The 15,427-nt window shown below is 71.5% G+C and carries 10 protein-coding genes and 2 pseudogenes; 8 read left to right on the forward strand and 4 right to left on the reverse strand.

Features of this window, described 5'->3' with window-relative positions:
- Window positions 1-108: pseudogene (locus KUA19_RS24170) on the forward strand (IS5/IS1182 family transposase); the annotation flags it as partial.
- A 55-nt stretch (window positions 109-163) separates the two neighbouring features.
- Here the strand turns inward: KUA19_RS24170 and KUA19_RS24175 are convergent.
- Both KUA19_RS24175 and KUA19_RS24180 read right to left on the reverse strand, forming a co-directional pair.
- Window positions 164-1,021: a PIG-L deacetylase family protein gene (locus KUA19_RS24175; RefSeq protein ID WP_217399308.1), complete on the reverse strand. Its 858-nt coding sequence runs from the start codon at window positions 1,019-1,021 to the stop codon at window positions 164-166.
- A gap of 53 nt (window positions 1,022-1,074) precedes the next feature.
- Entirely contained in the window at window positions 1,075-2,355 is a 1,281-nt protein-coding gene (locus KUA19_RS24180; RefSeq protein WP_308167615.1) for an MFS transporter, read from the reverse strand.
- Between the two features lie 116 nt (window positions 2,356-2,471).
- On the opposite strand from KUA19_RS24180, the gene KUA19_RS24185 reads away from it, so the two are divergent.
- The gene (locus KUA19_RS24185) at window positions 2,472-2,939 is read left to right on the forward strand and encodes a hypothetical protein (protein ID WP_217399310.1); all 468 of its coding nucleotides are present in this window, start codon (window positions 2,472-2,474) and stop codon (window positions 2,937-2,939) included.
- Window positions 2,940-3,072: 133 nt separating this feature from the next.
- A pseudogene (locus tag KUA19_RS24190) lies at window positions 3,073-3,567 on the forward strand (SigE family RNA polymerase sigma factor); the annotation flags it as partial.
- A gap of 1,150 nt (window positions 3,568-4,717) precedes the next feature.
- Here the strand turns inward: KUA19_RS24190 and KUA19_RS24195 are convergent.
- Complete coding sequence (locus tag KUA19_RS24195) at window positions 4,718-5,407, reverse strand: DsbA family oxidoreductase (protein WP_217399312.1); 690 nt, start codon at window positions 5,405-5,407, stop codon at window positions 4,718-4,720.
- Between the two features lie 90 nt (window positions 5,408-5,497).
- Here KUA19_RS24195 and KUA19_RS24200 point away from each other — a divergent pair, with 90 nt between their 5' ends.
- Window positions 5,498-6,259 (forward strand): SGNH/GDSL hydrolase family protein, encoded by a 762-nt coding sequence (locus KUA19_RS24200; RefSeq protein WP_217399315.1) that lies wholly within the window; start codon window positions 5,498-5,500, stop codon window positions 6,257-6,259.
- A gap of 128 nt (window positions 6,260-6,387) precedes the next feature.
- Complete coding sequence (locus KUA19_RS24205) at window positions 6,388-9,297, forward strand: hypothetical protein (RefSeq protein WP_217399316.1); 2,910 nt, start codon at window positions 6,388-6,390, stop codon at window positions 9,295-9,297.
- A 58-nt stretch (window positions 9,298-9,355) separates the two neighbouring features.
- Here KUA19_RS24205 and KUA19_RS24210 read toward each other — a convergent pair whose 3' ends face one another.
- Window positions 9,356-10,141, reverse strand: a complete 786-nt coding sequence (locus tag KUA19_RS24210; RefSeq protein ID WP_217399317.1) for a maleylpyruvate isomerase family mycothiol-dependent enzyme — start codon at window positions 10,139-10,141, stop codon at window positions 9,356-9,358.
- A 216-nt stretch (window positions 10,142-10,357) separates the two neighbouring features.
- On the opposite strand from KUA19_RS24210, the gene KUA19_RS44030 reads away from it, so the two are divergent.
- From KUA19_RS44030 to KUA19_RS24225, 3 genes are all read left to right on the forward strand, one after another.
- Window positions 10,358-13,189, forward strand: coding sequence for a hypothetical protein (locus KUA19_RS44030; RefSeq protein WP_217399318.1), 2,832 nt, complete (start codon window positions 10,358-10,360; stop codon window positions 13,187-13,189).
- A 128-nt stretch (window positions 13,190-13,317) separates the two neighbouring features.
- Complete coding sequence (locus KUA19_RS24220; protein ID WP_308167629.1) at window positions 13,318-13,851, forward strand: TetR/AcrR family transcriptional regulator; 534 nt, start codon at window positions 13,318-13,320, stop codon at window positions 13,849-13,851.
- Window positions 13,852-13,936: 85 nt separating this feature from the next.
- Entirely contained in the window at window positions 13,937-15,274 is a 1,338-nt protein-coding gene (locus tag KUA19_RS24225; protein WP_217399320.1) for an acetyl-CoA carboxylase biotin carboxylase subunit, read from the forward strand.
- Window positions 15,275-15,427 lie beyond the last annotated feature (153 nt).

A 15,427-nucleotide genomic window follows, 5' to 3' on the forward strand; every position in this document is an offset into this window, starting at 1 on the left:
TTCTACCTCTACCTGGCAGCAGCCCTCATCACCACACGCCAACTCATCCGACAAGCCCGCACCCACTACCGATGGGACAACCGCCCCACCACCCGACGCCTCAAATGAACCAATTGCCGGTCGCTCTTATCGCTTTGCGATGTAGAAGGTGCCCTTCCTTACGTCAGAAGACTTGGGTGAAGTATTCGCGGCTGAGGATGCGGAAGTAGATCCAGGATGGGAGCTTGTCGTATCCGGGTTGCACGGCCTGGAGCACGCCGACCTGGCTGACGTGCGCGTCGAGCGCGGCGCGCTTCTCGGCGGCGACTCCGTCGATCGCCATGGCGGCGGTCGGTACGGGCAGGCCCTGGGCCGGGTCGGCGGGGTACATGTCGCGGAAGGTGGGGGAGAGCTTCTTCGCCACCGTGATCATCGACTCGGGCAGGGTGGCCTGGTAGAAGTGGTGCACCGGGAAGCCAGGCTCGTGGCGTCGCTCGGCGAGCACCTGGTCGACCCATACGCCGACCTGCTCGTGGTCGGGGTGGCCGTAGAAGCCGACGCGGTCGTCGAAGCTGATCACGATCGTCGGCCGGTAGCGGTCGATCAGGTCGGAGATGGTCTTCTTCGGCCCGGCCGGGTCGGTGGTGGGCAGACCGCTGTCGGGGTAGTCGAACAGTTCGAGGTGGTCCACGCCGAGCGCCTTGCGCGCGTCGTCGACCTCGACCGTGCGCCGCGCGGCCAGATCCTGCGGGGACGACTTGGGCACGTTCGCGGCTTCGCCGCGAGTGAGGTATGCCAGGGTCAGGTCGGCGTCGGGTTCCTCGCTCATCACCCGCAACGAGCCCGCGACGGTGATCTCGTCGTCGGGGTGCGCGAAGATCGCGAGCAGCCGTTTGGGCTCGTTCTCCGGGAAAAGGCTGTCAACCAGTGGCACGTCGGTGTCGTTGACGTAGCGGTTGAGCCCGAACACCACGGCGGCGGGTAGGAGCACCAGGCACGCCAGCACCGAAACGATAATCTTCTTGCGGCGGGTGAGGTGCATGGCGGGTCCATTCGAGGTGGGGCGGGGTCCCCACCCTAGATCATCGCTCCAGGTCAGCGTTGCGGGCCGGTGTACCGGAGGAAGGCCGGGACCGCGAGGGCCATCGCCGCCATCGCGACCATCACCAGGATGCCGCCGCCGGATACGGCCAGGGTGACCCCGGCGGCCGGGGCGGCCACCCCGTGCAGCAGGTCGGCCAGGCGCGGGCCGCCGGCGACCACGACCGTCTGCACGCCCTGCATTCGGCCGCGCATCTCGTCAGTGGCCGCGGCCTGCAGGATCGCGCCCCGGAACACCATCGACATCATGTCGGCGACGCCCGCGAGCCCGAGGAAGAACACCGCCACCCAGATGGAACCGCTCAGGCCGAAGCCGATGATCGCCGCACCCCAGCCGCAGACCGCGATGGTCACCATCAGCCCGTGCCGGCGCAGGTGGGAGAAGGTGCCGGAGAGCAGGCCGCCGAGCAGGGCGCCGATGGGGACCGCGGCGTAGAGCAGGCCGAGCGCGAAGTTCTCGTTCACCCCGGGGTAGGCGGTGTGGGCGAGTTCCGGGAACAGTGCCCGTGGCATGCCGAAGACCATCGCGATGACGTCGGCGGCCATGGAGATCAGCAGCAGGCGGTGGGTGGCCAGGTAGCGGAAGCCGTTGATCACGTCGCGCAGCCCGGCCCGCCGGGCCGTGCCGTTGAGCGGGGGTATGGACGGCAGTCGCCATACGGCCCACAGCGCCGCGCACAGGGCCAGCGCGTCCAGCAGGTACAGCAGTGGCAGGCCGAGCGCCGGGATCAGGGCCGCGGCCAGCATCGGGCCGAAGATCTGACCACCCTGCATGACGGTGGAGTTGAGCGCGCCCGCGGCGGGTAGTTCGGCGGCGGGCACCAGCCGGGCCACCGAGGCCGTACGCGCGGGCATGTTCATCCCGAACAGCGCCTGCTGCACCGCGACCAGGACCAGCAGCAGCGGGATCGAGCCGAGGCCGAACGCGGACTGCACCCAGAACAGCGTGCACAGCAGGGCGATGCCGCTGTTGGTGCAGAGCAGCATCTTGCGGCGATCGACGGTGTCGGCGATCGCGCCGCCCCACAGCGCGAACACGATCAGCGGGATCAGGCCGGCGGCACTGGCGATGCCGACCCAGGCCGACGAACCGGTCATGTCGTAGATCTGCTTGGGCACGGCCACCGCGGTGAGCTGACTGCCCACGGCGGTCACGATGGTGCTGCTCCACAGGCGCCGGTACGGCCGGTGTCGCAGCGGCCGGGTGTCCATGAAGAACCGGCGGCGGGGCGGGGCCTGCGCCGGCTCTTTCTCCGTCGTCACAGCCTCGCTCACGGGCGGCACAGTAACCCAGCCCGTACCGCTTCCACCAGGGACAGTGGCGCACGAGACGCCCCAGCCGAGGGTGCGGAGATGAAACGGACTCACTAGAGTGCCCGGCCATGGGGACGATGAGCACTCTCAGTGACTGGCGGATGAAGTTCTTCAAGTGGGTCGGCCTGCCGATCATCGCGTTCATCGGCTTCTTCGGCGGCGCCACCGACCTGGTGCCCGCCTGGCACGCGCACAACGGCCACGGCACGGTGGGGACGTTCACGGCGCTGCGTTACGAGTGCGGTCGGCACGACTGCGACTTCCACGGCTCCTGGGCGGCCGACGACGGCAGCAGCCGCCGCGAGGACGTCATCCTGTACGACGAGCCGGACGCGCTCCGGCTGGGCGAGACCATCCCGGCGCTGGACAGTGGCGCGCGGGCGGGCGTCTTCGGCACCGAGGGCGGCACGACGTACCTGCTCATGGCAGGTCTGACGCTCGGCGGCGTCGCCGCGCTGATCGGCTGGGGCTTCGTGCTGTCGGTGCCGCTGCGCAAATGGCGGGCCAAGCGGGCGGCACGCGAGGACGCCAAGGCCCTGTTCTGAGCGAGCCGCTCCAGGGGGCCTGGCGCAAAATCAGTCACCGATCACCGGCAACCATTCCGCGTTCGGGTGTCCTCTAGTACGCCGACATCCGGCATCGGCGACGATGCCGCCGCTCACCAACGGGGAACCCACGATGGATGCACTGTCAGCAGAGTTCGAGACGTTCGTCCGGCATCGCGCGCCGTCGCTGCTACGCGCGGCCTACCTGCTCACCGGGGACCAGTACCTGGCCGAGGACCTCGTCCAGGTCGCGCTCGCGCGCACCCACCTGGCCTGGCGCAGGCTGCATGACCAGGGCAACGCCGAGGCGTACACGCGCAAGGTGATGTACCACCAGCAGGTCTCCTGGTGGCGGCGACGCCGGAGCGTCGATGTGCCGATGGAGACCATGTCCGTGCGGGCCACCGCGCCCGACCATGCCGCCGACGCGGCGTTGAAGATCACCCTGCGGGCGGCGCTGCAGAAACTGTCGGACAAGCAGCGGGCCGTGCTGGTGCTGCGGTTCTTCGAGGACCGGACCGAGGCGGAGACCGCCGACTACCTGGGCGTGACCGTGGGCACGGTCAAGTCGCAGACGTCGAAGGCGCTGGCCAGACTGCGTACGCTCGCGCCCGAACTCGCGGAACTCGCGGGCGACGTGCGGCCGGTGGATCTGGCGGAGCGGGCCGTGCGCACCTCCGGTCGGCTCCGGGCGCGCCAGGCGGTGGCTGTCTCGGCCGCCGTGGTGGCGGCGATCGCGGCGGTCGTGAGCATCGTGCTGGCCGTGCTGCCCCCACGCGACCAGGCACCCGACCCCGCCGTGCCGGTGTCCCCGTCGGCGTCGACGTCAGCGGCCCCGCCGGTCTCGCCGACGCCGTCGACCAGGCCGCCCGCGGCGGTGCTCGGCGGCTCCGCCTACTGGTTCACCCCGGCTTCGGGCGGTTCGGACCGGCTCATGGCACTGGTCGACGGCCAGGTGCGCGAGCTGCGCAGCCTCGGCGCCGACGAACCCTGCGTGCGAACCTCGGTGCGGGTGTCCCCGGACGGGGCGACGGTGGCGTGGGTCCGCGGCGCCGGCGAGGACATCATGGGCGAGCTGGTGGTGGGCGCCACCACCGGCGGCTCGGCGCGGCCGCTGGTCACGAACGTGCTCTGCGGCGGGCTGCTTTGGAGCCGCGACGGGGCGAGGCTGTTCGTGCAGGGCGGCGCCACCGGTCAGGGCGTGGTGACGGTGTCCAGTGGGAAGTTCACCCCGATGGCGCGGGCCGCCTGGGATATGGCACGTGGTCAGGAGCTGGACGGATACGTCGGGGGCGTCAGTGGCACGGAGCTGACCGTGCGGCGTGCCGATGGCGGCGACCCCAGGACTGTCGCCTACACGCCGCCTCACGTCGGTGACACCGAAGTCCTTTCGGTGTCGGCCGATGGGCGCTATGCGGCGGTCGGCTTCCCGCACAGTGACCCGGACACGAGCCCGGTGGTGTACGCGGTGATCGACATGACCAGCGGACAGAAGGTGCGGTTCTCGATGGCGGGCGTCGACTCCGTCTTCTTCCAGGCGGACGGCACGGTGGTGGTGGCCGCCGGGGCGCGGCACCGGATCTATCACCTCGCGGCGGACTTCTCGGTGCTCTCCGAGGGGCCACTGCCGACAGGGGCTTCGGCGGACCGGCTGTTCCAGTACCTGCCCTGACGCGACGACGCCGGTGGGCTGCTCGAAAGGGCAGCTCACCGGCGTCCGGGCATCGTCGGCCGACGATCTTGTTTCACGTGAAACAAGAACTTATGGGGCTAAAGGGTCATACTGCGCAGGTGTCGTCGTCGCAGGACTCGCCGCGCGGGGCCAGGTCCTTGAGCAGCGGGGCGGCCGACTCACGGCGGCGCACCTCGTCGAGGACCTCGCGCAGCGTCGACGGGTCCTGGGCGCCGCTGATGGCGTACTTCCCGGCGAAGACGAACATCGGCACGCCGGTCACGCCGAGTTCGCGTCCCATGGCGAGCTCGTCGAGCACCTCGTCGGCGCCCGCGGTCGAGCCGAGGAAGTCGCGTACCGCCTGCTCGTCGTGGCCCAGGCCCACCGCGGCCCGCACCAGATCGTCCTGGCGGCCGAGGTCGAGGCCGTCGGTGAAGTGGGCGCGGTGCAGCGCCTCCACCATCGGCCGCTGGTCGCCCTGCTCCCCGGCCCACCAGATGAGCCGGTGCGAGTCGAAGGTGTTCGCGCCGATCGCCCGGTCGAAGTTCATGACCAGGCCCTCCTCGGCCGCCACCGAAGTGACCTGGCCGAACATCCGGCGGGCGTTGGCCTCGCCGCCGTAGCGGCGGCCGAGCCACTCCACCAGCGGAGTGCCGGTCGATTGCGCGGACGGGTCGAGCTGGAAAGCGCGCCAGCGCACGGAGACGTCCGGGCTGTCCGCGAGCGCGCGGTAGAGCCGCTGCTCGCCGATCCAGCACCAGGGGCACACCACGTCGGAGTAGATCTCGATCTGCACGCGGACTGCAACAACGCCGGAACACCGGCGATTCCTGGTGTTAGGAAGAGCACTACCCGCAGGCAGGTGCCCCGGTGGCAAGATGGCGCGGTGAGTTGGAGCAGGTATGTGGCGTTGGGCGACAGCTTCACCGAAGGCATGGACGACCCGTACGCCGACGGTGTGTTCCGCGGCTGGGCCGACCTGGTCGCGGGGCGCCTGAACGAGCTGTCCGGCGGTGACTTCGGTTACGCCAACCTCGCCATTCGCGGCCGCCTGTACGACGCGATCGTCGGCGAGCAGCTGGAGCCCGCCCTGGCGATGAAGCCGGACCTGGTCAGCTTCGCGGCAGGCGCCAACGACGTGCTGCGCCGCCGCTGCGACCCGCCCGCGCTGATGGCACGCTTCGACGCGACCGTGGCCCGGCTGCGCGCCACCGGTGCGGACGTGCTGCTGTTCCGGTTCGCCGACGTGATGTCCCGGCTGCCCGGCAACAACCTGGTCGCCCCGCGCATCCGCTATCTCAACCAGGCCGTCGGCGACGTCGCGGCGAAGAACGGCGCCCGCCTGGTCGACCTGTGGAACGACCACGAGTACGCCAATCCGGCGCTGTGGAGCATCGACCGCCTGCACCTGTCCGCCGCCGGGCACCGCCGCACCGCCGCGCACGTGCTGGCCGCACTGGACGTCCCCGCCGATCCGACCTGGTGGGACCTGCCGCCGTGGCCCGAGCGCAGGTCGTGGCTGGTCACCAAGGGCGACGACCTGGCCTGGGCGGGCCGCTACCTGGCTCCGTGGATCAAACGGCGGCTGACCGGGCGGTCCTCGGGCGACTCGGTCACCGCCAAGCGCCCGACCATGGGCCCGATCTGACCTCTCGGACCGACCTGTGCAGACGTTGTGAAGCGACGGAAAACAGGTCCGCGTCGGGTGGCACGGCGCCGATATGCTCCCGCTGCCGACGGCGACAACCGCCGTCGCAACGGGGAGGAGTTCTCGGCGTGCGCGCACGAAAGTTGCTTGCCGCGTCAATCGGGACTCTGCTGGTCGCAGGGTTCGTCACCGTCATCGCATCACCGGCCCAGGCCTTCTGGGTCCAGAGCATCTCGGCCACCAGCCGGGCGTACACCGACTCGAAGCTGCCCACGCAGTCCTTCGTGAACGTCGCGGGTGACGTCCCGCTCGGTGCCTGGTCCGACGGAGCCGGTGCCAAGCACCGGTCGCGGGCGTACTTCACGTTCGACATCTCCCGCTACGCGGGCAAGGTGATCAGCAAGGCGGACGTCGTCGTCAAGGAGGCCTCCGCGGCCGACTGCGCCGTCGCGCAGCCCATCGAGCTCTGGCGTACCGATCCCATCACGAGCACCACGAGCTGGGACGACGCGCCTCGGCGGCGCGAGCTGATCGGCACCACCAACGCGGGCGGCCCGGATGCCACCTGCCCCGGCTACCTGGTCTGGGATGCGCGGGCGGCGGTGCAGCGCGCGGCCAAGCGCGGTGACGCCACGTTCACCATCGAGATCCGGGTGCCGCACGGGTTCGAGGGGGACCTCACCCACGGGCGGAAGCTGAAGCCGTTCGCGACCGCCAATCTGGAATGGAACACCGCGCCGGTCAACGGCACGCTGGCCGTCGAGTATCCGGTCGCCGGCTGCACCACCCGCCAGGACCCGGTCGTGGTGCCGCCGTACCACATCACGCTTACGCACCGGTGGACCGATCCGGACACCAACGACTACGGCCGGGCCGAGTTCGCGGCGTGGCCGGTCGGGCACGAGGACCAGCGTATCGAGGCGCCGGGCAGCGGCTACGGGCCGAACTTCAGCAAGGTGGCCTGGGACATGTCCCGGTATCCGCACGGCACCGTGCTGGCGTGGACCTCGCGGGCGTACGACGGGCACGACTACTCGGCCTGGGCCAAGCCGTGCTTCGTCAAGATCGACGCCAAGGCGCCCCCGGCCCCGAAGGTGACCTCGGCGCAGTACCCGAACGACGGGCAGCCGCACACCGGTGCGGGCCTGCCCGGCACGTTCACGTTCTCGGCCCGCGGCACCAAGGATGTGGTCGGCTACTACTGGGGCCGGTACGGCGACACGTACAACTACGTCCCGGCGCCCGCGCCGGGTGCCGACGCCACCCTGCAGTTCACGCCGACGTCGTTCATGGAGAACCTGTCGGTCCAGTCGGTCGACAAGGCGGGTAACCGGTCGCCGAAGACCGAGTACGAGTTCTACGTCCGCTCTTCCGCGCCCTACGTCGTGGTGGAGGCCGTCGGTGTCGGCGTGTCCGGCAGCACGCTGGACATACACCGCGGCGACCCGGACACGACCGAGTTCGGCTACAGCATCGGCGGCGGCCCGGAGACGCGCGTTCCGGCCAACGCCGACGGCCCGACCCACGTCGACGTGGTCTTCTCGTCCCTCGGCTACACCGACGTGACAGTCAAGGCGTACGCCGGGACCGAGCTCATCGGTGCGTCCCGCCAGGACGTCATGGTCCGGGACCTGCCGCGGATCGAGTCGGCCGACTTCGCCTGGCCGGAGGTGGAGGGCCAGGTCGGCAGGCCGGGCACGTTCACCTTCCGCCCGGGTCGACCGGACGTGGTGGCGTACGAGTATGGGTTCCTGTACCACAGCGACCTGCAGCGCATCGACGCCGCCGCCGACGGCACCGCCACCCTGACCTGGACCCCCACCGAGCCGGACTGGTACATGCTCAACGTCCGCAGCATCGGCGCCGACGGGACGGTCTCGGAGACGAACCAGTTCCAGTTCAACGTGATCGACACCAAGCCGGTCGTGCGGTCGAGCACCTACCCGGACTACTGGGCGGGTGGCGGGGTGGGCGTCCCCGGCGAGTTCGAGTTCGACACCGCCATGCCGGACGCGGCCGCCTACGTGTACCGCTTCAACGACGGGGCCGAGCAGGTCGTCGAGATCGAGTGGCCGTACACCATGGCGCAGGTCACCCTCACCCCGGACCACTCCGGGACGAACACGCTGTCGGTGCAGACCCGGTTCGCCGACGGCACGTTCTCGCCGGTGCGGGAGTACGTGTTCCAGGTCAGCGACGCGCCGGTGGTGACGTCGACCGACTACCCGCAGTACAACCCGGCCGGCCGGCCCGGCCAGGCGGGCGACTTCACCTTCCACCCGGGACGCGCGGATACCGTGGCGTACCAGTACTCGCTGGGCTACGGCGATGAGCCGCAGACGGTCGCCGCCGGTCCGGACGGGACGGCGACGGTGCGGCTGACGCCGCAGTACTCCGGCTACCAGACGCTGATCGTGGTCGGCGTCGCCGCCGACGGCAGCCTCACCGCCGAGCGGCGGTACGAGGTGGTCGTACGCAACCCGTACGTCGACGTGACCAGCTACTACGACTCCTACGGCCCGACCGGCGGCCTGGGTGCCGTGGGCTGGTTCGAGTTCCGCACCGAGCTGAGCGAGGTCACCGCGTACGAGTACCAGATCAACGGCGGTGCCTGGCAGATCCTCACGCTCGACGGCAACCCGGCGCGGATCGAGGTGACCATGGACCGCAACGGGGAGAACCTGCTGTCGGTGCGCGGTCGGGACGGCGCCGGTGTGATCACGCCGCAGACCGACTACCCGTTCCTGGTCGGCGTCCAGCCCCGCCTCACCTCGACCGACTACCCGGCGGGGGAGTACAGCGGCGGCCCCGGCGTCGCCGGGCAGTTCCACTTCCTGCCCGGCAGCCCGGACGTGGTGGAGTACGAGTACCAGGCCGGTTACACCGCCCCGGTGGTCGTGCCCGCCGACGCCGACGGCACGGCCACGGTGACGTGGGCGCCGCCCTCGGGCGGCTACTACGGCTGGTACCTGCGGGCGCACCTGGCCGACGGCACCTGGTCCGAGCGCGCCTACTACGGCTTCGGCGTGGATAGCTGAGGTCTGACCCAGACGGCGGCCCGCTCCGGAGCGATCCGGGGCGGGCCGCCGTCTGCTGTCACGGCGCGACGTTGAGGTGGGCGAGCACCCGCTCGCCCAGTTCGGTGTCACCGCCCACCCACACCTGCTGTCGACCGCGGTCGCCGCGGCCGGTGCTGAGCAGCGCGAACCCCTGCCAGGTCAGCGTGATGTGGGTGGTGCTCGAGTGCGTGTCGGCGGCCGCGACAGCGGCGCGACCCTGGTCGTCCACGTGCACCGCGAAGTCGGTGGGCACCTCGCCCATGACCGTGAAACGGACCGTCGAGCCGGCCGGGACACCGGCGCCCTTGGCCACCACCTTGGGCAGCGCCTGCAGGATGAGGTCTCGCGAGATCCGCGCCCCGGGTGAGGCCAGACCGCCCGGCCGCCGGATGGCCCGGCGGACGTCCTGTTCATGCGTCCACAGGTCGAAGGCGCGGGCGGTCAGCTGCACCACGAACGGCACCGGCGAGTGCGACCAGATCCACCAGCCGATCGCGTCGGCCGGGGGCAGGCCCGAGGTGAGTTGGAGCTCGCGCTGGGCTCGTACCTCGGCCAGTTCGGCGAGCACGGCCGCGCGTCCGGCACCGCGACGCTGGGCGACACCCTGGTCGATCCAGGCCTGCGGCGGCCCTGGCGGCAGGGGCAGGCCGCCCTCGGCCATCCACTTCTCGCCCGCGACGACGTGGGCGTACACGTCGCCGACCGTCCACAGCGGCAGGTCCGTGGCCGCGTCCCACTGTGCGTCGGTGAGCTCGGCGCCCAACGCGACCAGCGAGTCGAGGGTGTGGCGGCAGGCTTTCGCCGCGCGTTCCAACGATGACATTCCCGGAGCCTCTCCGTTGCCCGACGACATTTCAAGGGGCTGATACCCGCCGGGGCCAATACCGCACGCGATGTCGGGACCGCGGGCTCGGCAGCTGTCGCCGTCGCCGGGTACGGTGTCCCGCGTGAACCTCTCATGTCAGGTCGATCCGGGCGGCAGCCCTGGCCTCGACCGGACCGGGCCGTGCCACACCGCCGACGCGCAGAGCCGCGCGTCATGACCGGGCCAGAGCACGTACGCGAACTGATCGACCAGTGCTGGAACGCGCCGCGCGGCCCCGCACAGGTGGCGCTGGCCGAGGAGGCGATCGCCCAGGCTGACGCGATCGGCGACGACGAGCTGCGGTTCCAGGCGCGGATGGCGGCGACCGAGGCCTACTACCGGGCGGGTTCTCCGGCGCAGTGCTTCGCCGCGTTCTCGTGGTGCCTGGCCCGCTACGACGAGCGGCCCGAGCGATACGCCGACAGTGAGAGCCTGCTGCTGTGGCACTTCAAGTACCAGGTCCATGCGCTGCCCCGGTTCCCCGAGGTGCCGTTGGAGCGCGCCTACACGGTGCTGGAGGACATGCAGCGCCGCTACCAGCAGGGCGGCCACAGTCTGCAGGCCGTACACAAGCTTCGCTGGCTGGTGGCGGCCCACCTGGGCGACCTGGACACGGCCGGATACCACTACGAGCGGTGGCAGGCGGCGGCCCGCGACGAGAACTCCGACTGCGACGGCTGCGACCCCACCGCGATGGCGCAGCACCTCAGCCACGTCGGGCGCGACGAGGACGCGATAGCGCTGACCGGCCCGGTGCTGGAGGAGCGGCTGTCCTGCGTGGAGCAGCCGCAGGAGATCCTGACCGCGCTGCTGCTGCCGTACCTGCGTACCGGGCGGGAGGAGGAGGCGCGCCGGGCGCACCAGCGGGCCTACCGCCTGCTGCGGTCGCAGCACGGCAAGCTGGCGAGCATCGCCGAGCACGTCCGCTTCCTGGCGCTCGGCGGCGATGTCGCCCGGGGTCTGCAGGTGGTGGAGCGGCATCTGCCGTGGCTGGAGGAGGCGCCCTCACCGGCGGCGGAGATGGAGTTCGCCGCCGCGTCGGCGCTGCTGCTGCGACTGCTGGGCGCGGTCGGGCACGGCGAGCTGACGGTACGCGGGTCCCGCCGCAGCGTGGCCGTGCTGGCCGACGAGCTGGCCGCGCGGGCGACGGGTCTGGCGGCCCGCTTCGACGCGCGCAACGGCACCGGTGCGCAGAGCGCCCGGATCGCGGCGCTGCTGCAGGCCGAGCCGGTCGTCGCGCCGACGCCCCCGCCCGCGGGCTGGCGCGTGCCGTTGCCGCGTACCTCCGGGCAGGCCACGCCCGACCCGCTGCCGGACGTGCCCGCCGACGCCGACCTCGACGCGCTGCTGGACCTGGTCGAGGAGGCGCTGCGGCGCGACCTCGAACCTCGGGTGGAGGCCCTGTGGCTGCGCATCCGCCCGTTGAGCGAGCGGAATCCGCTGACCGCGCTGCAGCACGGCCGCCTGGCCGACCTGGCCGGGATGCGCCTGCACAGTGAGGCCACCGAGGAGACCGAGCGGGCGTGGGCCGAAGCGCTGGAGTGGTACGTCCAGGCCGGTGACCTGGTGCGTCAGCACCGCATCCGGGGTCGGCTGGGCCTGCACCGCTGCCGCCAGGGCCAGGTGGAGGAGGGCCTGGCCGAGGTCCGTGCCACCACCGACTACCTGCTCGAGCACGCCGACGACCGGGACCGCGCGGGCGCGCTGCGGCGGCTTGCCGTGGCGCTGCTGCACGCGCAGGAGCCCGCCGAGGCGTTGACCGTGCTGGACCGGGTGGCCGGGATCGCCGAGCCTGACCCGGGCGCGCGGGTCCGACTGCAGGTGATGCTGCTGCGGGCGCAGGCGCTGGGGGCCGACGGCCGGGTGCGCGAGGCCGCCGACGCGGCGCAGGAGCTGGTCACCCAGGCGACCGCCGACGACGAGCGCGAGCTGATCGGCCTGGGTGAGTTCTTCCTGGGGCAGGGGTTGACCATGTTGGACGACGCGGCCGGGGCGGTCCGCGCCTACGACCGGGCCCTGACGCACACGCTGCCCGAGCCGCTGGAGCGGGAGGTGCGCGAGCGCCGCGCGGTGCTGCTGGCCGGCACGCCGCGCGCGGCCGAGGTGGTCGACGACCTGGCCGCGATGGTCGAGCGGATGGCCGACGACACCGACGAGGACGAGGACACCGACCACATCCGGTTCCACCTCGCGGTGGCGCTGTTCAACGCCGGGCGGACCGAGGAGGCGGCCGAGGAGGCCGAGGAGGCGGTGGCCGGCGCTGACGAGGTGGGCAACCAGCACCTGGCCGATCAGGGTCGGCACCTGCTCGCCGCGGTGCACCAGCGACTGGGCGACCCGGACCGAGCGGTGTCGTACCTCGACCAGCTGGCCGACAACCTGGACGGGTTCGACAACGCCGCGGCTCGGGCCAGGGTGCTGGAGCAGGCCGGTGAGCTGCTGTTCGACCTCGACCGCGACGATTTCGCGGCGGTGCGGCTGGGCGCGGCGGCGGCGGCCTACGCCCTGGCGCGGCTGCCACTGGACGAGATCCGGGCGCTGCGGCGGCAGACCGTCGCGGCGATGTTCGCCGACGACAGCGCGCAGACGCGGGCCACCCTGGCCCGGGTCGACGCGGCCGCGCGGGCGGTGCCGCCGGGCCTGGCCGCCGAGCCCGAGGCCGGGTACGAGCTGGCCTGGGTCGCCCTCGACGGTGCTCGCGCACTGGCCGGTATCGGCGAGTCCGAGGCCGCGCTGTCCCGGCTGGCCGGCGTGGCGCGGCGGTTCGAGGAGCTGGAGTCGTTCGGGGAGGCGCTGCTGGCCGAGCTGACCGAGGGCGAGGTGCTGCTGGCGGTGGGCCGGGCCGAGGCCGCCGAGCCGGTGCTGCGCGCGGTGGTGAACCACCTGCCCCGCGATTCGGCGACGCTGCCCCGCGCGGCGTACGTGCTCGCACACGCGCTGCTGCTCACCGGTCAGGGTGACGAGGCCAGGAGATTGGCCGGGGAATATGGGTTCGAACTGGACTAAACGGACGTTAAGTCGGCACTTGACCGGCGAGTAGCATGTCTCGGGTGACGGCAGTTGAGCAAGACGTAGCAGCACCCCCAGCAGCGGCGACCCCCACCAAGGCGCCCCGCCGGTCCCGTCGCGAGGAGATCCTCGAGATCGCGGTCGGCCTGTTCGCGGCTCGCGGCTACCACGGTGTTTCCATGGACGACATCGGCACCGCCGCCGGAGTCACCGGACCAGCGCTCTACCACCACTTCGCCGGCAAGGAGGCGATGCTGGTCGCCGCGTTGATGCCGGTCAGCGAGGGCTTGCTCGCGGGCGGCCGCGGCCGCGTCGCCGACCACGGCGCCGACCCGCGTGTCGCCCTGGAGGCACTGGTCGACTTCCACGTCGACTTCGCCCTCGCGCATCCCGCCGTCATCGCCCTGCACCTGCACGAGCTGGACCGCCTGCCCGAGGAGCCGCGCCGGGAGATCCGCCGCCTGCAGCGCCAGTACGTCGAGGAGTGGGTGCAGGTGCTCACCGCCCTGCGGGCCTCGCTCAACCCGGGCGAGGCGCGAGTGCTCGCGCACGCCGCGTTCGGTCTGATGAACTCCACCCCGTTCCTCGGCGGTGAGGTCGACCGGCAGCGGCGGGCGACGCTCCTGCGCGCTGCCGCCCTGGCGGCGCTGCTCGGCTGAACCATCGTTAAGGCCCGCCTCCTTCCGTGTTCGGCCGACCGTCTAGCCTCAGCGATGGTTGTCTGAGCATCGGGAGGGGACCTAAATGATCGAGTCGCTGCTCGTCGCGAACCGGGGAGAGATCGCTCGGCGGATCATCCGCACCGCCAACAGCCTGGGCATCCGCACGATCGCGGTGTACTCCGAGGCCGACGCGGAGCTGCCGTTCGTGCGCGAGGCTGACGAGGCCGTGTGCGTGGGCCCGGCCAATCCGGCCCAGTCCTACCGCAACGCCGAGGCGATCCTGGCGGCCGCCAAGCAGACCGGCGCCCAGGCGATCCACCCCGGCTACGGCTTCCTGTCGGAGAACGCGGACTTCGCTCGTACCGTCGAGGCCAATGGCCTGATCTGGGTCGGGCCCGGCGCCGAGGCGATCACCGCGATGGGCGACAAGATCAATGCCCGCAATCTGATGGCCGCCGCGGGCGTGCCCGTCGCGCCCGGCACCGCCGACCCGGCCACCTCGGTCGAGGTCGCCCTGACGGCCGCCGCCGAGATCGGCTACCCGGTCATGGTCAAGGCCGCCGCCGGTGGCGGCGGCATGGGCATGGGTGTCGCCAACGGCGAGGCCGAGCTCACCGAGCAGTACGGCAAGGTGCGCGCGTTCGCCGAGCGCATGTTCGGCGACGGCTCGGTGCTGATCGAGCGCTACTTCCCCCGGGTACGCCACGTCGAGGTGCAGATCCTGGGCCTGGCCGACGGTCGGGTCATCGCCCTCGGCGAGCGCGAGTGCTCGGTGCAGCGACGCAACCAGAAGCTGGTCGAGGAGTCGCCGTCCCCGGCACTGTCCGGCGAGCAGCGCACCCTGCTGCTGGCCGCGGCGGTGCGCGCGGGCGAGGCGGTCGGCTACCGCAACGCGGGCACGGTCGAGTGCCTGTTCGACCCGACCACCGGCGACTTCTTCTTCCTGGAGATGAACACCCGGCTCCAGGTCGAGCACCCGGTCACCGAGTCGGTGTTCGGCGTCGACCTGGTCGAGGCGCAGTTGCGGGTCGCGGCCGGACTGCCGGTGCAGTTCGACCCGGACGCGCTGGTGTCCCGGGGCCACGCGATCGAGCTGCGGATCAACGCGGAGGACCCGAAGCGGTTCCTGCCCGGCCCCGGCGTGATCACGACGTGGGTGGAGCCGGGCGGCGAGGGCGTGCGCGTCGACTCCGGGTACGCGCAGGGCAACACGGTCACGCCGAACTACGACTCGCTGCTGGCCAAGGTCGTCGTGTACGGCGTCGACCGGGCTGAGGCGATCGCGCGGGCCAAGGCTGCGATCGCGGCGTTCGAGCTGGTCGGACCGAAGAACAACCTGCCCTTCTTCGCCGAACTGATGAACAACCCGGAGTTCGTCTCAGGCGACTACGACACCGCCATCGTCTCCCGAATGCGCTGACCCGCCCGCCCGCCCCCCGCCCGCCCGTTCGATCATCGGGTCCAAGTTGCCGGGCAACTGGGCGTATCTTGCCCGCTCATTCGCCCCACTGCCCGGCAACTTGAACGATCTTGGGGGCGTTCGCGGGTGCGGGGTGGGCGGAGAACTTAACGA

The organism is Catellatospora tritici (assembly GCF_019083965.1).
GTDB classification, from domain to species: domain Bacteria; phylum Actinomycetota; class Actinomycetes; order Mycobacteriales; family Micromonosporaceae; genus Catellatospora; species Catellatospora tritici.